The organism is Verrucomicrobium sp. BvORR034, assembly GCF_000739635.1.
Taxonomy (GTDB): Bacteria; Verrucomicrobiota; Verrucomicrobiia; order Verrucomicrobiales; family Verrucomicrobiaceae; genus Verrucomicrobium.
In genome coordinates this window covers 19,383-37,384 of sequence record NZ_BATQ01000016.1, presented here as the reverse complement: position 1 = coordinate 37,384, position 18,002 = coordinate 19,383, and the positions used below count along the sequence as shown (strand labels likewise).

The following is an 18,002-nucleotide window of genomic DNA, read 5'->3' as shown; positions in this document are numbered from 1 at the left end:
TCTTTTCGTACTTCGTTCGGAGAAGTTCCTCCGCTGCCTCCGTGCCCCGCCGTCGTGGAGAACCCCTTGGGCGCGAAAGGCCTCAGACCGCCACAACTCCTACGGAGTAGAAACTTCCAACACCCATACCCACCGTAGACTCACTGGAAGCTCGTCAACGTTGGGCTTGTAGCCCCATCCTCTTCGAGGAAGAACTTCAACGGAGCGCGTGGAAGGCGTCGATTCCTTGGCGGCCACCTGGAAAGTGCCCGCCTCAGTCCGAAGCTGATCCCCAGCGGGGATCTCAGCCCAACGTTGGACGAGCCCTAAGCGAGTCAACGTTGGGTACCTCCGCAGAGGATGATCAGGTTGGCAGGCCGACAGATCCGCTTTCTCCCCACCGCCATCAACACCTCCACCTCAGGCGGATGCGATGTCATGTGCGGCCTGACGTTCGCGGCAAGATGCCGCAAACAGCACGCAGGGATGCGTGCGCTCCCCAAGATCGCCCCCGCTGTCCCCCTGATGGGAATCGACTTACACTGGCCTCCACCAGAAGCTGTCCAGTTGAAACAACTCAACTGGACAGCTTCTCTCCAACTCGTCTCTCTAAGAGAGAGCGAGAGAGAGAGAGAGAGAGAGTCAGGGGGAACGCGTGCGTTTTTCCCCTATGGATTTTTTCTCCATATCACATCACAACAAAACATCCCAACCTCTTCACTGGCCAGCCTGCAGAGCTTGCTCAGGCCGGGGCAAGCTGGTCGCCCCGCCGCCTCCGCAAATCATTGTACGAAGTACGAAATGCACGAAATCGACAGGCCATCCCACGCGCTGAAATTCTCCGTACGAAGTACGAAAAGAACGAAATGCACGAAATCGACGAGTCGGCCCACGTTGAGCTCACCCAAAACAGCCTCTTCCCAGCCCACGCTCACCCGTGTTACGCTACCCGTTCCTTGCCCCGGCAATCAAACGCCTAGAGTACCACTCTCAGTGTTCAGCGTCTTTTCACCCGCCATGAAGACCTCACGCCGCACCCTCATCCTTCTCACCCTGTGTGCCGCCACGTTGTCCGCCCAGGGCCAGAGCCCCCAGAAGCTGCGCGATGAGGTGCAGGCCGCCATCACCCGCGGGGTGGCTTTCCTCAAGTCCCAGCAGAACACCGAGGGCGGCTACTGGACCACGCCGCAGGAGCCCGCCCTGAGCGCGCTAGTGCTGGCGGGCATCGTGCAGGATCCCTCCCAGGTCGGGAAGCCCTCCGCAGGCCCTGAGGTCGATAAAGGCTATGCCTTCCTGCTCAAGAACGTGCAACCCGATGGCGGCATCTACGCAAAGGGCCGCGCCAACTACAACACCTCCATCTCCCTGATGGCGCTGGTCCTGCGCAACCGGCCTGAGGACGAGGAAATCATCCGCAAGGCCCGCAAGTTCGTGGCCGGACAGCAGAACGACTACGACGCCAAGGGCAGTGCGGACAACGCGTTCGACGGCGGCTTCGGCTACGGCCCCTCCAAGCCTGGCTCACCGGCCCACGCGGACCTTTCCAACACCCAGTTCGCCCTGGAGGCGCTCTACCTCTCCAAGAAGCTCCTGGAGGACACCGGCAAGCCCGTGGACAAGCAGGATGACCTGAACTGGGGCGCCGCGGTCAAGTTCATCGAGCGCTGCCAGAACCGTCCGAAATCCAACGACCAGAAATGGGCGGGCGATGACAAGAAGAACCTCGGCGCCTTCACCTACGAACCCGGCGAACCCGGCGAACCCCGCGGAGGCAAGGATGCCAAGGGCGGCCCGGTCGCCATGCGCTACTACGGCAGCATCAGCTACGCGGGCATGCTCAGCTTCATCTACGCCGGCCTCACGCCGGATGACCCCCGCGTGCAGGGGGCGCTACAGTGGCTGGGGGAAAACTACTCGGTGGAGGAGAACCCCGGCATGGGTGCGGAGGGGTTGTTCTACTACTACCACACCATGGCCAAGGCCCTGGCCACGGCGGGGCTGGACCAGATAAAGACCAAGTCCGGCCCTGTGGACTGGCGCACCGGCCTGGCCAGCCATCTCATCAAGCTGCAAGGCGCGGATGGTTCGTGGAAGAACAGCACCTCTGGCCGCTGGATGGAGAGCGATCCCGTGCTGGTGACCGCCTACACCGTCCTCGCCCTGGAGCATGTGCACCGGGCGCTGAAGTGAGGCGAGGTGCGGAGATGTGGCCGACAGCCGCTTCGGCGGTCATCCGTCGCCACACATCGCCTTTCACCGTAACGGGTTGGCCTGCCGCTCCGCGGTAGCAGGTGGTTGGTCGTTTTCCATGGGTTGCACTCGCTCCGCTCGCTTCACCCATGGCTACTCGTGGCGAACCCTCCGGGTTCAAGGAAGCATCCTGCCTCACGCCAGCACATTCAAGAGCACTTCAGGGACCACGATGCAAGCTGTCTCGCACCAGATCACCGTCATGCCACCCTTGATTGACACACCTCGATCCTAGAGGGGTCACCATGAGATGCCTTGAGCCGGTCGCTCCCGCAAGGAGCATGCGCGTCAGATCCAGGCCTCACCATCATCCCATACGAGCACCCCGACGCCAAAGGCGTCATACAAAATAGCCCAGGGTCAGGCGAGGCACGAGCCGCCACCCTGGGTACGCGGGCAGGAGGCCGGAACTCCGAAGTGAGTTCTACAAACCGTGACTGCACCCTTGATCCGTCCCCCAGCTCAAGCGCCAGCGCATACGCTTCAGTCGCCGGTTCAAGGTCGTAACGGCACGGGACCCAAGGAGCGGCGGTTTGTGCTTGCACAACCGCCGGTGGTTGCCCGTGCAGAAGAGCTTCCAAGCAAAAAGGAGCGGCAAGACCGCATCAAGCGGTGATGCATTCGGCGGTCAACCACTCCGCTCACCCTCGGCGGTTGTGCAAGCACAAACCGCCGCTCCTTGAGGGGACACAAAGCCCCCCTCCGGGTTCAGGAAATGCACCCACCGCTTCTCAGCCGCCCTGCCCGTCAACCCGGCTGGTTGAGGAACACCTCCTGCTTCGAGGAGCGCAGGTGGATGGTCTTCGCCTCCAGGTCGTGGTGGGTTTCAATGAACCGCACGGTGTGGTTCTTCGCCCGCATGAGCACGCTGTGCGTCGTGGCGGTGTGGCCCTGCACGCGCACGCCGCGGAGCAGGGGACTGTCACTGATGCCGGTGGCGCAGAAGATGATCTCATCGGCAAAGGCCAGGTCGCGGGAGCGGAACACCTCGTCCAGCCGGTGGCCCCAGCCCGCATCGATCAAAGACTGCTTCTCACGATCATTGGCAGGCCAGATCTTGCCCTGCATGCCGCCACCGAGGCAGCGCAATGCTGCAGCTGCCAGCACGCCCTCTGGCGCACCGCCGATGCCGCAGTACAGGTCAATGCCCGAGCCTTGTAGAGCCGGGGCCAGACAGGCTGTGATGTCGCCGTCCGCGATCATGCGCAGGGAGGCACCCATGCTCCGGATGTCATCCACCAGATCCTGGTTTCGCGGGCGGTCCAGCACCATCACCGTGACGTCACGCACGGACTTGCCAAGCAGCTTCGCCACCACCGGAAGCACTTCCTTGATGGGAGCGTCCACACTGATGGGCAGGGAGGGATCGGCCATCCACGCACGCCGCACCACCTGGGGATAGGCCAGCTTCCGCATGTAAAACGCCGGGATGTCCAGCAGGTGGGCCTCTTCGCCGTCGTCCACCTTCACCGCCGCGATACAGGAGATGGAGTTGGGCATGCCTTTGCTGCAGTTCGTGGTGCCGTCCACGGGGTCCAGCGCCACGTGGAACTTGGGCGTGCCTGCCAGCCAGGTGCCCACCTTCTCCCCTTTGAAGATGCCCGGAGCCTCGTCCTTGATGCCCTCACCGATCACCACCTCACCGCGGATGTTCATGAGGTCGAACATCCCGCGAATGGCGTCGCAAGCCGCTTCATCGGCAGCCTCCTTGTTCCCCTTCCCCACCCATTTCATCACGTTGAGGGCGGCCACTTCCGTGGCACGGAGGAAGTCGAGCTGGATCAGGCGCTCGATATCGCGGTTGGACGTCAGTTCAGTCATCATTTTGCCTAGTTGTATCGCCATGCGACCTTTGTGCATTAAAATTTAATGCCCATTTGCAGACCCAGTACGAGTGCGTCACCGATTTGCCCGGTTCCGCCGGGTCGGATGACGTACTGCACCCCCGGCTGTACATAAGCAAACTTGGTGAGCTCATACCGATACGCCGCCTCCAGCACGATCTCATGCTTGGGCCGGCCGTCCCCGCGGGCCTCCACCACATCTGCGTAATCATCGCTGAACTTGCCGTAGGCAAAACCCAGGATGGTCGCGTCGCGATCACGCCCAGGGATGAGCCCGCGATATACCGCGCCCACGTTCACCTGAAACGGCACAATGGCGATGTCCTCGTTCGGGTCATGCGTCACCGCGCTCCAGAGCACCAGCCCCTGATCGCTACCCGCCGCCTCCCGATACACCATCTGGTCCCCATGCACATAGAAGCCGTACGAGTCCCCCACCTTGTCCCCGGTGCGGAACTGTGTGTACCCTTCCCACGGCGAGTAGTAGGCACCAAACCAGTAGTGCCCGGGCAGCCCCGTCTTCTCATCGCCGCCAAAGGTTGGCGTCCAGCCTAGCTGCGTGATCATCCACACGCCGTCACCGGATTCCACGCCGAAGTCCAGGCCATGCAGGTCACGGTCAAACACATCGTCCTGCGCCTGAAAGATGCCGAACTGGAGGTTCGATTCCGGCGTAGGGTCGAACCGCACCCGCGCCCCCCAGGTGGCGAAGGGATAGGCGGAGAATTGCGTGTTGAACAACACCGCACGCAGGTTCCCGTCGAACGCATTGCTCATGTAGTAGCCGTAGAGCGAGGACGTGTTGAAGTCGTCCGAGGCACTGAAGCGGCCGATCTTGAGGGAAGCGCGGTCATCCGCCCACTTCTGCTCAAAGAGCACCTGATAGAGGAAGATCGTCTGCCCTCCGACCACCTGCATGGAGTCATACTGGCTGCCCACGTAGTTCGCCGTGATGCTGTCACCTGAGCGATTGATGCCGCTGACGAGAAAGGTCGCTCCGTCCCAGCCCCAGATCTTTTCCAGGTCGAAGAGCAGTCCCAGATACGCGTTGTCCGCATACTCTGAGCCCTGGTCAAAACCTCCGGAGACATTGCCCGCGAAGTTGTTGACGTAATACGCATCCACCGTGAGGCCCCAGGCCGCGAGATCGGTGCGCAGACCGCCCCAGTCTCCGGTGAAGGAGTCGCCATCCACCCAGCGGGTGGATGAGGGCGCAGCGGGAGTGACGGCATCGGCCGGAGTTCCCGCCAGGAGCGCGGGCGCAGGCAGGGCAGCGAACGCTGCAACCAGAAGTGACAGGGAGGTGTGTTTCATATTCAGTTCGGTAGAGGCAGTTGCGGTTTAGTTTGAGTTGAGTGAGTCGAGTCGGGGGGAAAGCAGGTTGGCGTAGGGCACAGGCGCGAGATCTCCCGCCACGGCAGGCCGCCGTGTTTGCTTTGCTTGGGACGATGAGAGTGTGGTAAGGCCTCCGTCTTGAGGATGCGGAGGACGCAGTTGGGATCAGGTAATGGTCACGCTGGCGAGCAGCGCATCGAAATTCACTTCAGAGGGCAGGCCCGGTTCAGGCCGCGACAGGACATCCATGGAGCTGGCCGTGGCCAGGCGAGCCACCTCTGGCAGCGGCAGTCCACGCAACAAGCCGGAGACCGTGCCCGCCACCATCGCGTCACCAGCGCCCACGGTGCTGCGCACTTCCATGTGCGGCGGACAGGCGGTGACGACCGAGTCAGCGGTGACAAACACCGCCCCCTTCGCGCCCATGGAAACAACCACCAGACTCACGCCTTGTTGCACCAGCTCCCGGGCCGCGGCCACCACCTCATCATGCGAGTCCAGAGACCGGCCCAGCATGGCCCCCAGTTCGTCCGCATTGGGTTTGATCGCATCGGGACAGGCGACAAGGGCCTCCAGCAGCGGAGCACCGCTGGTGTCCAGCATGACGCGACCGCCCCGCCCGTGGATCGTCTGCACCAGCCGGAAATACTCTTTGGCATCGAGTCCCGCAGGCAGGCTTCCTGCCAGCACGTACCAAGGGGCTGTCAGGGTCTCGATGCGCTCACGCAGGGCTGCCACATCCTCCCGCGTCGGTGCCAGGCCGGGGAAGTTGATGTCTGTGGTCTGTCGCTTCACCGGGTCCAGGATCTTGATGCCCACCCGCGTGGAACCCGGCAGACGAATGAAGGCGTCCTCGATGTTCTTCTGTGTAAAGAGCTCCTCAAAAGGGCCGCTGTTCTCCCGCCCGAGCAACCCTGTGGCCACCACCCGGTGGCCGAGGTCTGCCAGGGAGGAGGCCACGTTGACTCCTTTGCCCCCGGGATTGTCCCGCACATGCTCCACCCGGTTCACCTCCCCGGCAGTGAACTGCGGGATGGTGATGGTCCGGTCGATGGCCGGATTGAGGGTGATAGTGATGATGTCCGCTGGGTTCATGAAATAGAGTGTCTTTATTTGCTGCCAGTCCTCAACCCACGGCCAGGGCCCGCACCTCTGTGGCACTGGCACAGGCCAGAGCGCGCCGCGCCAGTTTCTGGGCCGCAGGCAGGGAGAGCTCCCTCAGCCGTGCCTTCACCGCAGCCACACTCGGCACGGCCATGCTCAGCTCCGCCACGCCCAGTCCAGTGAGGATGGCCGCACCCAGCGGATCCCCTGCCACGCCGCCGCACACGCCCACCCACTTGCCGCACTTCTGCGCAGCTTTCACCGTGAGGTCCACCATGCGCAGCACCGCCGGGTGCAGGCCGTCCACCTGCTTCGCCAGCGCGGGGTGCATGCGGTCCATGGCCAGGACATACTGCGTGAGGTCGTTGGTGCCGATGGAAAAGAAGTCTGTCTCGCGCGCCAGTTCATGCGCCATCATCACTGCCGAGGGCACCTCGATCATGATGCCGATCTCCACCGGCGCGACGCCCAGTTCCTGGCGCACCTGTTCTGCCATCTCCCGCGCCGCGCGCAGGTCTTCCAGCGTGGCAATCATCGGGAACATGATCTTCACCGGCCCATGCACTGACGCCCGATAGATGGCACGCAGTTGCGGGATGAAGATCTCCGGCTTGCGCAGACAGAGCCGGATGCCCCGCACTCCCAGGAAGGGATTCTCCTCCTCCGCCAGTGGCAGATAGGGCAACACTTTGTCACCACCAATGTCCAGCGTGCGAATGATGAGCGGCAGTCCGTTGAGTGCCTCGATCATCGTGCGATAGGCCTCATACTGCTCCTCTTCAGAGGGCGGCGCATCGCGGTCCAGGAAGAAGAACTCCGTGCGCAGCAGGCCCACACCTTCCGCTCCCGCCTCCACCGCCGCCGCGGCCTCGGCCACCTTGCCGATGTTCGCCACCACCTCCACACGATGACCATCCGTCAGCATCGCGGGCTGATAGCGGGCCGCTGCTTCGTCTTCACGACGGGAGTGCAGATCCTGCTGATACTGGCGGGCGGACTCGATGTCCTGGGCGCTGGGTTCGATGTACAACTGCCCCGTCGCGCCGTCCAGGATACAGAGAATGCCGTTGGTCTGCTCCAGCACGGCCTGCCCTGCGCCGACCACCGCCGGAATATCCAGCGAGCGGGCAATGATGGCTGTGTGGGAGGTCGGCCCACCGGAGGCAGTACACAGGCCGAGCACACGGTTGGGATCGAGCTTGGCTGTGTCTGAAGGCGTGAGATCATCTGCCACCAAGATCACCGGTTCCCCTTCCGGCAGAGACGTATCGTGATCCGCACCCGCCAGCAGGCGCAGCACGCGCTGCCCCACATCGTGCAGGTCCACCGCGCGGGCTGCGATCCGCTCGTCCGCGATCTGGCGCATCTCCACCACGCGGTTCTCAATGCTGTGCTGCCAGGACCATGCGGCACTGCGCCCGGAGTCGATGCGCACCTGCACCTCATGAAGGAGGTCCTCATCATCCAGCAATGCCTGATGCGCCTTGAAGATGGCCGCCTTGGACTTGCCACATCGGGCCATCACGGCGTCGTGGATCTCGTCGAGCTGAATGCGGGCCGCGTCGAGAGCCCCGATCAGTGAGCGTTTTTCCAGCTCCAGATTCTGCGCCGAGTCGCTGAAGAACAACCGGGTGGGCTGGAAGATGTGGAGCCGCCCAATCGCCAGTCCTGGCGAGGCCGAGACCCCGGTGATCGCCCGGCCATAGGAATGGGCCGTCCAGGCCGCCATCGCTCCCGCTGCGGGGACCAGATCTTCCTCCTCTTCATCGCCCAGGCCCGCAGCCACCGCTTCCGCCAGCGCCTTGAGCGCCGCGTCGGCATCGGCCCCAGCTGCCTGAATGCGCACGCTCGCCCCGCCGGGCACACCCAGCTTCAGCAGCGAGGCCATGGCCTTGCCGTTGGCCGTTTTTTCCCCGAACTTCACCGCGATGTCTGAGGAGAACTTCGACGCCACTTCCACGAAGAACGTGGCCGGCCGGGCATGCAATCCCGCACTGCAGGCCATGATGACCTCCACCTCTTTCGCTCCAGCGAGATCCGCGCCCGCCCCGCCCGTCTCCTGTCTTCTGGAGAGAGCGGCGATAATGTCCTGTGGGTTCGAGGTATGGGCAAGACGGTCGGCGGCCCCGGCATCGTCCAGCACATCCGTCAGCGCCGCCAGGATGCCCAGATGCTCATCCGACTTCGCCGCGATGCCCACGATCAGCCGCACCGTCTGGCCGTCGTTCCAGGTCACGCCGTCCGGCACCTGCACCACAGAGATGGCCGTGCGATGGATCAGCTCCCGGTCCTGCGGCATGCCGTGCGGGATGGCGATGCCGTGGCTCAGGTAGGTGTTCGCCTGGCGCTCTCGGCCCATCATGCTGTCCACATAGCCCGGGGCGATGGCCCCGCAGTCCACCAGCACCTGGCCGGCGGCCCGGATGGCCTCCTCTTTGGTTCGGGCACTGGCCTGCAGGCGGATGTTTTGCGGCGCGAGGGTGATCATGGCGTGCGTAGGTTCGGTGAAGACGGCGGTTCCGGCCGGTGGTTTCGGGAAAGAACGGGAACTCATGCGGACACAACAGGGCGTTTGAGGAAGAACAGGGCGGTGGTGGTGACGGCAGTGCCGGCCACGATGGCGATGAGGTAAGGCACCAGATTGGTCACCGCACCGGGGATCATCGCAGCGAAGATCCCGCCGTGCGGCACCAGGAGCTGCACATTGCTGGCCATGGAGATGGCCCCTGCCACTGCCGAGCCCAGCACCAGCGCCGGAATGACACGAAGGGGATCCTTGGCCGCGAAGGGGATGGCTCCCTCCGTGATGAAGGAAAAGCCCAGCACCAGGGCGGGTGTACCTGCCGTGCGCTCCTCCGCATCGAAGCGGTTTTTAAAGAGGAAACACGCCAGTGCCAGGCCCAGCGGCGGCGTCATCCCGGCCGCCATCGTCGCCGCCATCGGCGTGTACACCTTGCTGGCCAGCAGCCCGACGGAGAACGTGTACGCCGCCTTGTTGATCGGCCCGCCCATGTCGAACGCCATCATGGCACCGAGGATGATGCCCAGCAGCGCCGCATTCGTCCCGCGCATGCTGTTGAGCCATTCCGTCATCGCATTCAGCGCCCCCTGCACTGGCGGCGCGATCACAAAGATCATGAGCAGGCCCACAATGATGGTCGAGAGAAACGGCAGGATGAGCACCGGCTTCAGCCCCTCCAGCGTGTTGGGCAGCTTGATCTTCTCCGCCAGGAAGCGCGTGAGATAGCCCGCCAGGAAACCGGAAACGATGCCGCCCAGGAAACCCGCTCCGAGATTCTGCGCCAGCAATCCACCCACCATGCCAGGCGCAATGCCAGGCCGGTCCGCGATCGAGTAGGCAATGAAGCCGGAGAGCACCGCGACGAAGAGGCTGAAGGCCGCACCCCCGCCGATCTGGCTCAACGCCGCGGCCAGCGTGCCCTTTTGATCGCCCGCGTAAATGCCACCGAAAGCAAACGCAAGCGCGATGGCCAGACCACCCGCAATCACGATGGGCAGCATATAGGAAACTCCCGTCATCAGGTGCTTGTAGGGGCCCGTGCGGGACTTGGACCGCTCCGCCTTCGCCTGCTCCATCGCGCTCACCAGATCGCCTCCGGTACTGACGGGTTGTTTCAGCGCGGTCTCGATGACCTCCTTGCCCTTGTGCATCGCATGCTTGGTGCCCGTCATGAAGAGCGGCTTCCCGGCAAAGCGGGACGTGTCCACCTTGGCATCGGCGGCAATGACCACCGCATCCGCCGCGGCGATGTCCTCAGGGGTCAGTTGGTTCTTCGCCCCCACGGAGCCTTGCGTCTCCACCTTGATCTCATGTCCCAGGGCCTTGGCGGCCTTCTGCAACGCCTCGGCGGCCATAAAGGTGTGGGCGATCCCCGTGGGGCAGGAGGTGATGCCGACGAGCTTCTTGCCGCCAGTCACCACCGGGGCCACGACGGCCGGAGCAGCAGAGTCCACCGATGCAGCGACCTCCTGCCGAGCAGGCACAATGGCCATACTTCGTTCGATCACCTCGCGAGTATGACGAATGGCCTCGCTTGTGGAGGTCTCCAAGGTGGGCTTGCCCGCGAAGCGCCCCACATCCGCCCGGACGTCAGCGGCGAGAATCACCACATCGGCCTCCGCGATCTCCGCTTCCGTCAGAGCGTCCCGGGTGCCTTGCGCCCCCTGGGTCTCCACCCGGATGGTATGCCCCATGATGGCAGCGGCCTTTTTCAATGCCTCTGCCGCCATGAAGGTATGGGCGACACCGGTGGGACAGGAAGTGAGTGCGGCAATTTTCATCGGCTATTTTCGTGAATTAACGAAAGTTTGCGAAAGTTTTCGAAAAATGTCGAGCCTAAATTTGCGCAATTCGGCTTCTTCCCGGGGATTTTCCTTGCGGATTCTTGTAAACACCTTCGAATACTTGTGATGGGCTCCCCTTCCAAAAATACCGCGAAAGCCTCCACTCCCCCGCCAGACACCACGCTGATGACGGCGCAACGCCGCGGGCAGATCACGGCCCTGGTGCGCGAAGAGGGCGCAGTGCGCGTCACTGAGCTGGCCAAACGATTCGGCGTGTCCGAGGTGACGATCCGGACGGATCTGGATCACCTGGAACGCGAAGGCAAACTGGTGCGCGACCGCGGCGGCGCGCTCCCCGTGGTGATGACCCGCACCGTCACGGCCCTGCCGGATCTGGACCACCGCATGGGCCTGCACATTGAGGTGAAGCGCCGCATTGCCGCCGCCGCAGCGAAGCGCATCCACGCCGGACAGTCCCTCATCCTGGACGCTGGCACCACCGCCATCGAGATGATCCCCCACCTCGCTCAGCTGGAGGGGCTCACCATTGTCACGAACGCACTCAACGTCGCGCTCGCCGCCACAGCCCACACCGCCGCCAATGTCATCCTCCTGGGAGGCACGGTGGGCAGGGATTCAGGAAGCACGCTGGGTTCGAGGACAGAAGAGATGCTCAAGGAGCTGCTCGTGGACCACCTCTTCCTGGGTGTGCAGGCGATGGACCTGCAGCACGGGGTGACGGACACGAACCTCGATATCGCTCAGATCAAGCGCGCCATGATCCGCTCCGCCCGGCGCGTCACCCTGCTGGGAGACTCCAGCAAGTGGTCGACCTCAGGGATGGTCCGGGTGGCTCCGCTCAATGCGGCACAACTTCTGATCACCGATCACGGACTGCCCACCACGGCGCGCCGGGAGATTGAGAGCCTGGGGATGGAAGTCGAGGTGGTGTAGGGAGGTTCTCGTTACCTCCTGAAACCTCACTCCTCCTGCACCGCCAGATCATACCGCAGGCCGCTGGAGCCCTCACCCCGGCCGATCTGCCTGCGCCGTGCCACCCAGAGATGCGTGGAGCCATCGCTGCCACGGCAGCGACACATGACGCGGGAAACTTGCAGCCCTTCCCGGGGCACTTCTTCTTCCCGGATCCGATAGGCCTCACTGCCGATGGACGAAGGCTGCAAGATGCGCCCCGTGGGCCGGATGGGTTGCGGGTTCTCGCCCTGGGTCAGCATGGCACCCAGTTCCAGCGCGATGTCCCCTTCCTGAGGATCAATTGCCACCGGGATCAACGGCAGCCAGTTTTGCGGCACCCGCGTCTGCAACTGGTAGCGCAGCGGTGTCTCCACAGGGGGCTCAATAGCCGGGTTGCCGATGGCCAGATCCCGCTCATGTCCTGGCCACGCACGTCCCAGGCCATTCTCCGCCGTATGCTCCACCGCCCACGCCATGTTCGCCATTTCATCGCGGAGGAATCTCACCTCCTCCAGCACCAGCCCCTGCTGCACCGCAGGCCCCACATTGGGAGGCAGCACAAAGAAGCCCGCCAGCCCCTGAGCCGCCGCCGGCGCGGTGGTGGAAAACATCGTCCACCTCTGGCCCGCCGGACCGGGGGCGGCGTCCGCCTGCTCAATGCGCGTGACCCCGCCGAAGACGTCATGCACGACCAGCGAGTCCACCCGTGTGAGAGTCCCGGTCTCCTGCTCCAGCGGGATCAGAAACCAGTCGTTTCCTTGAACGAGCATGAAGTCCATCACCAGCAGCTTGGTGAGGTCGCGCTTGTCCGGGGTGATGCCGCCAAAGTCGATCTGCCCGTTCTCAAAATCCCACCAGCGGTGGTTGGGCATGCCGCGAAACTGCACCCGCCCCGGGATGACGCTCATGCTGCGCGTCTCCACCGGGGATGGCGGAGTGGCCGCCGGGGCCGCGCTGGCGGACACTTCCAGGGACTGCCATCCCAGATCTCCACCGCTGCCCGGGCGGGCCTGGAGGGCAAGGCTCTCCCCTGAGAGTCCTCCTCCCACCACCGTCACCCCATACTCCAGACGCCCCGGATTCCAGATGCTGGCGTCTGCGGTGCCAAATGCCCCCCATACCTCCTGCACCCACGCGGCCAGACGGTCCAGCGCCCCTCTCACCGCATTCTGCTTGCCCTGCTCCACCACCGGCGCGGCGGGCAGGCCCGGGGCAACATCCGTCGCAGCCCGGTTTAAGGAAATGCCATCCAGCGCCCGGCCCGCCATCACCTGGCGGAACCTCAGGGTGTCGTGATCAGGGTTCCCGGAAACTTCAGCCGCATCGGGTGCCGCCAGGGGATAGGCGAGGCGGAAGTCGAGGATCAACTCCGGCACGCCCGCCTCAGTGAGGAGCTGCTCAAAGAGCTGCCCCACCTCCACCCGGGAGGCGTAGTCCGGCGTCAACGGCTCCGCCTGCACCATCGGCTCTATCAAGTCCCCGTCCTGGAGGGGAACCACGGTGCCATCCCCCTGCACCCAACCCGTCAGCCGGCTCTGCGTGGTGGCCACCTGCACATAGGCAGGGGCCGCTGCGTCCTCCCCCTTGAACTCGCCAAACTGCCACTGCCGGGTCAGCATCCAGAGAGGATCACGGATCCGGGCGGAGAGCGCGGAGGCGAAGTTGGCAGAGCGCGGCCGGACTTCGAGGCGGTTCCAGTAGGTGATGGAGGGCATGAGGAAACAAAGGGTGGCTTAGAGGGCGGCCTCTGGGGCATGCTGGAGGATGGCCCCCAGATCCAGGGTCACCGCCTCCCGACGTGTGTTCGCGGTCATATAGATGGCGGGCAGGAGCTGGCCCAGTGGCAGCAGGTCGCCGTCCACCGCGCGGAGCTTCGCCAGGTCCAGCGTGTCGTGCAGGATGTCATGCAGGGTGTCCAGATCCCACTGCGGCGTTTCCACCGGCGGCACGGCGATGAGCACCGCCTGCGGAGCCTCCGCGCCGGGATCATCGTAGTGGAAGGTGATCGAGGTGTCCTCCTTGCGGGCGGGGATGAGTTCGCTCCATTCATCCAGGATCAGCCCCACCCAGGCCTCCGTGGCCGCATGAGCCGCCGCCCGGTTCAGCACCAGGGAGAGGCGGCCGGACTCGGGTCGCTCCTCCTCGCTGGCAAAGGGCAGCCCCACCCACTTGCCCGTGGGCGCATGAGGAAGCTGGGCTACATTCCACGAACCGGCCGGACGTCCCAGCGCGGTGGTCAAAAGTGAAAGCTGCCGCCACGCGGCCAGCGGGGCCCGCACCCGCGACACCTGCTGCACCCAGCGCGTCACCACCTGCGGCTGCCCCACCAGCGCCGGGCCGTGAGCCAGTGCCAGATCCATCTCCGCAGCATTCACGCCTTTGAAACGCGGCAGGAAGAGGAAATCACGGCCAAAGACCGCCCGCACCTTGTCCCTCGGCGTAGCGGCCGTGGTCGCCGCCTCCTGGCGTCGCAGCAGCTCCGCCAGCAGGGCCTCGGTCCCGCCCGTCGCTGAGGTCTCCGGCACGCCGAACAAGAAACCAACCCGCGCCGCAACCGCTTCAGAAACCGGGCCTGCCTGCAACTGCGCCACCGCCTGATCCAGTGCGGTCGTGGCCTGACCTGCCCGCTGGATGGCCTCTGCCTCCAGCCGGTCCGCCGCATCCGCCGCCTGCGCATTCTCCGGAGGCACGAGATCCTCGGGTTCCAGCGGACGACCTTGCGTGAGCAGGGCGTTCAAGGCCTTTGCCACTTCCAGAAGATCAGGGAAGGTCTGCACCACCGCCAGATCCCAGTCGGGAGCCGCCGCATAGAAAATCTCCACCTGCGTGCTCCCGGCCGGGAGCACGGCAGCCACATGACGGTCCACCCCCGCACCCGGCGTCGCACCACCCGCGAGTGCCAGCACATCCAGGGGCCGCAGCCCCAGCTCCTCCAGCGTCACCACCCGCTCCGCGGACTGGTTCGATGCATCAACGAACTGCACGCGGCACTGCACCTGTGCAGGATGCCCCAGCAGCGTCCCCGCCCAGGCGTCCAGATACGGCTCCACCACCGCACGTGGCGTCAGTGCTACCGCCGCCCAGTCCGCCGCAGTGACCGGTTCCCCGCCCAGCACCACGGCCACGCGGTGCGTCAGGCTCGTGCCAGTGCGGGGCTGCACGGCCACCTCTGGATCCGGAGGCCGCAGCCCCTGCGCCAGGCTGTCCAGCACCCCGCCCGCCCTTCCGCTGTTTCCTCGAACGATCTGGAACACCGACTCCGCCGTGAGCAGGTCCGCCACCGCATCCACCGCCTCGTCCAGCCTGCGCAGCTCCGCCTCCGCTGCGGCCCTGTCATTGCCCCCGGATGGAAGTCCGCGCAGCCCCCAGGGGATCTCCCCTTTCTGCCAGGCGGACCTCAACAGCAGGCCGTCCACCACATTGCGGGCGGCGATAGCCTCAGTGGGCTCCCCCGAGGTTTCGCCCTTGTCCGCCACCAGGGGATACACCCGACGGAAGGGGTCAATGTACTTGTCGAGCCGCAAGGGACGATGCCCCTCATGCAGACCCCGTTCAAAGCGGTAGCCCAGCACCGCTCCCAGCGGCTGGCCCTGCCTCACCGCCTCCAGCAGGGTGGAGGCTTCACGCGCGCGTGATGAGGAAAGATCCACCGCATACCGGGCCGCGTCGTCGCCCGCACGGGTGAGGTGCGCATTGCGCAAGATCGCCGCCGTGGCCGCATGCGCGGAAGAGGGCGCATGAATAAATCCGCCCAGATCCACCGGCTCCACCCCGGGCCGCGCCCCGTCAGGCCGCAGGTTCTCCACCCAGCCAAACGCAGCCAGATGGCTGCCCTGCGGATGGCGTTCGCGTATTTCCTCGAGCCGTTTGGAGGCCAGCGAGGTGATCCACGCATCCAGCCGGTGAGAGCAGGTGTCCAGGGTTTCGGTGAAAAGCCGGTCCAGCTCTGCGGTCGGCACTTTCTCCAGCCGCTCCAGCGCGGCATGAAAGACGCGAATGTCCTTGGTCGCCTCCAGCTGGCGGTCCTTCAGAAGAAAGTCGCCCAGGGTCCGGTCGCCCGTCACATTGGGAATCTTCAGATCCAGCCGTTGCCAAACCGTCCTCCTCGCAGGCGCATTCCCGCCCAAATCAAGGAGCTCCGCCTCCCTCTGATCCTCCCGCGTGGCCAGGTTGTGCTGGATCGCGATCTGGGTGCCTGCATCAGCGTACAGGCTGAGCGCCGCATGCCGCAGCAGATGATAAAGCAGTGCTGGCGGGCGACTCTCCCCCTGTGGAAACTGCTCCTGCCGGAGCTCCGCCAGCGAGGCCGTACGGATCCATTGGATGTAGTTGAACCCCGGCAGTCCCTCTGTCTCCGAGAGCGGCGCGGGTGCCACAAAGTGACTGCCCACCAGATGCGCGCTGTCGGAGAAGCTCATCCGCGCCAGCCGGGGATTCCACTCCGGATGTCCGATCTGGCTCATCACACTCTGCGCCAGGGAGGCCAGCCGCGTCTGCCAGTTCCCCGCATTGATGTTGAGCGTGGCGAAGAGTTGCAGCTGGAACTGCGGCCCCAGCACCCGCCTCAGGCGCGCCTCCCGCGTGCTGGCCTCCATGCCCAGCACCGCCAGCAGATCTTCATCCGGATCTCCCGTCGCCCCCACACGCGGCACGCGTGGCACCTGCTCCTGCCAGATGCCGCGCAGGTTTCGCAGCAGCGGAGCGAGGTGCGTTTCCACCACCGGGTCCGCCTGACCGGGCACCCAACGGTTTAAGGAACTCACGGGCAAAAGCCCATATGGCGTGGCTCCTGTACGAAAGGCTGGAAGCGGGCCTCTCCCCCTCACGTGGGCTGCGAAGTGCCCCTTGGCCCGCCGCACGCCTTCATCCGCCACGACGGGATCCATGAGTTGATCAAGGAAATAATTCCATGTTGCCGGCCACAACGCCTCATTCATGGCCCGGGCCCGCGGCTGTTCCGTATCACCCGCGCCAGCCAGATGCGCAGCCGTCTCCTCCTGCACCCCCAGCGCCCGCGCAAAGAGCGTGCCGTTGCTCTCCGGCCCCATCAGAGGAGCGCCGCGCTCAGTCTCGAAGCTCAACGAGCCATCGGGATCCATTGCCGGATATCCGGAAGCGGCGTCACTGGAGTTGTTCGTCGGCGTTCCCTGCGGCACAAAGGCCAGCCCCCGGGCGTAGTGGTGATTCTCCAGCAGCTCTTCCAGCCGCTTCGCCGCCTCCTCCGGGGTGAGGGAGGCCTTGAAGCCCACCACGATGAGCCTCTCAATGCCCCGGGTGAGATCCTGGGCGTTGAGCGGCATCGTCACGGCCATACCCGCCTCCACCGCGCGGTCGTAGTCCACCGTCCACGCGATCTCGTCGTCGATCTGCAGTCCATCGGTCAGGGTGGCCATGGAGGCGTCCCCTTCCTCCACCACCGGACTCAGGGTGAGGGCCAGCGGCTCCTTCACCGGCAGGCTGGTGGCGCGATGGGTGGCACGACGACTGCGGAAGATGGTGACCAGCCAGCGGTCCGGCAGCACCCGGGCCTCAGCGGGCCGGGTCCAGCTCTGCGGGCGCTCTTCGGTCTGAGGAAACTGCGGCTCCCCGGAGGGGCGCGAGGCCACGTTCGACGGAGTCAGCGCTCGCACGATCCACGCCGCGCGCGGTGCCGGGTACTGCGCCACGAGCAGCCGCCAGGCGTCCTGCTCATTTCCTTGATCCCAACCAGCACGCCAGTAGGCCAGGCCCGCCTCGCGCTCTTTCGCGGTGAGGGGTGGCTCATGGGTGTCGGCCATGATCTCATCTGGGAAGATGCGCACTCTCAGCACCGGGGCTCCCGCCACATCGAAGCCAAAGCGCGTTTCCAGTCTCACCGGCAGCAGCACCACGGGATACTCCGCAGAGAGCCGGGCCACATCCGCCGCCACGCTGTCGGTCAGCATGCCCGCCACTCCGCGGTCGGCGGCAGCCTGGGCCGCACGTTCCCGTTCCTTCGCAGCTCGCAGCCGATCCAGCCGCTCCTGATGGGTGCGTCGCGCATCCACCACCCGTGGATCTTGGGCGGGCAGGGCGCGCTCCAGTTCCTTCAGCTTCGCCCCCGCTGCCGCAATTTCATTCCGCATTCTGGCGGTCTGGCGACGGGCCTCCGCCAGGGCGAGACGCGCCTGAGCCAGGGAATGGGATGCCGATGGGGAACCGCTCATGCAATGAGGGAAGAAGTTTTAGGAA

The 18,002-nt window shown here is 64.9% G+C and carries 9 protein-coding genes; 2 read left to right on the top strand and 7 right to left on the bottom strand.

Annotation, left to right across the window (positions count from 1 at the left end; all coding sequences use genetic code 11):
- The first annotated feature begins 996 nt into the window (after positions 1-996).
- Entirely contained in the window at positions 997-2,169 is a 1,173-nt protein-coding gene (locus BV034_RS03450) for a prenyltransferase/squalene oxidase repeat-containing protein (protein WP_050024151.1), read from the top strand.
- A gap of 807 nt (positions 2,170-2,976) precedes the next feature.
- Here BV034_RS03450 and glpX read toward each other — a convergent pair.
- From glpX to BV034_RS03425, 5 genes are all read right to left on the bottom strand, one after another.
- Positions 2,977-4,053 carry a class II fructose-bisphosphatase gene (glpX, locus tag BV034_RS03445; RefSeq protein ID WP_265592575.1) on the bottom strand — a complete coding sequence of 359 codons (1,077 nt, stop codon included), beginning with the start codon at positions 4,051-4,053 and terminating at the stop codon, positions 2,977-2,979.
- Between the two features lie 35 nt (positions 4,054-4,088).
- Positions 4,089-5,387 (bottom strand): carbohydrate porin, encoded by a 1,299-nt coding sequence (locus BV034_RS03440; RefSeq protein ID WP_050024148.1) that lies wholly within the window; start codon positions 5,385-5,387, stop codon positions 4,089-4,091.
- A 186-nt stretch (positions 5,388-5,573) separates the two neighbouring features.
- On the bottom strand, positions 5,574-6,503 hold the full coding sequence (pfkB, locus tag BV034_RS03435; protein WP_050024146.1) for a 1-phosphofructokinase: 930 nt from the start codon (positions 6,501-6,503) through the stop codon (positions 5,574-5,576).
- A 31-nt stretch (positions 6,504-6,534) separates the two neighbouring features.
- A complete protein-coding gene (gene ptsP / locus BV034_RS03430; RefSeq protein ID WP_265592574.1) occupies positions 6,535-9,066 on the bottom strand; it encodes a phosphoenolpyruvate--protein phosphotransferase in 2,532 nt (843 codons plus the stop codon).
- Entirely contained in the window at positions 9,063-10,814 is a 1,752-nt protein-coding gene (locus BV034_RS03425; protein WP_050024145.1) for a PTS fructose-like transporter subunit IIB, read from the bottom strand. The genes ptsP and BV034_RS03425 overlap by 4 nt, the downstream gene beginning before the upstream one ends.
- 129 nt (positions 10,815-10,943) lie before the next feature.
- On the opposite strand from BV034_RS03425, the gene BV034_RS03420 reads away from it, so the two are divergent.
- Complete coding sequence (locus tag BV034_RS03420) at positions 10,944-11,771, top strand: DeoR/GlpR family DNA-binding transcription regulator (protein WP_063768665.1); 828 nt, start codon at positions 10,944-10,946, stop codon at positions 11,769-11,771.
- A 26-nt stretch (positions 11,772-11,797) separates the two neighbouring features.
- On the opposite strand, the gene BV034_RS03415 is transcribed toward BV034_RS03420, so the two are convergent.
- Together BV034_RS03415 and BV034_RS03410 are read right to left on the bottom strand one after the other, a co-directional pair.
- Complete coding sequence (locus BV034_RS03415; protein ID WP_050024144.1) at positions 11,798-13,507, bottom strand: hypothetical protein; 1,710 nt, start codon at positions 13,505-13,507, stop codon at positions 11,798-11,800.
- 18 nt (positions 13,508-13,525) lie between these two features.
- Positions 13,526-17,977, bottom strand: coding sequence for a hypothetical protein (locus BV034_RS03410; protein ID WP_050024142.1), 4,452 nt, complete (start codon positions 17,975-17,977; stop codon positions 13,526-13,528).
- Positions 17,978-18,002 lie beyond the last annotated feature (25 nt).

Bases quoted from the DNA above. Each gene is read 5' to 3' on its own strand.
- BV034_RS03440 (WP_050024148.1), bottom strand. From the start codon at position 5,387: ATGAAACACACCTCCCTGTCACTTCTGGTTGCAGCGTTCGCTGCCCTG.
- BV034_RS03420 (WP_063768665.1), top strand. From the start codon at position 10,944: ATGGGCTCCCCTTCCAAAAATACCGCGAAAGCCTCCACTCCCCCGCCA.
- glpX (WP_265592575.1), bottom strand. From the start codon at position 4,053: ATGATGACTGAACTGACGTCCAACCGCGATATCGAGCGCCTGATCCAG.
- BV034_RS03415 (WP_050024144.1), bottom strand. From the start codon at position 13,507: ATGCCCTCCATCACCTACTGGAACCGCCTCGAAGTCCGGCCGCGCTCT.
- BV034_RS03450 (WP_050024151.1), top strand. From the start codon at position 997: ATGAAGACCTCACGCCGCACCCTCATCCTTCTCACCCTGTGTGCCGCC.
- BV034_RS03425 (WP_050024145.1), bottom strand. From the start codon at position 10,814: ATGAAAATTGCCGCACTCACTTCCTGTCCCACCGGTGTCGCCCATACC.
- ptsP (WP_265592574.1), bottom strand. From the start codon at position 9,066: ATGAGTTCCCGTTCTTTCCCGAAACCACCGGCCGGAACCGCCGTCTTC.
- pfkB (WP_050024146.1), bottom strand. From the start codon at position 6,503: ATGAACCCAGCGGACATCATCACTATCACCCTCAATCCGGCCATCGAC.
- BV034_RS03410 (WP_050024142.1), bottom strand. From the start codon at position 17,977: ATGAGCGGTTCCCCATCGGCATCCCATTCCCTGGCTCAGGCGCGTCTC.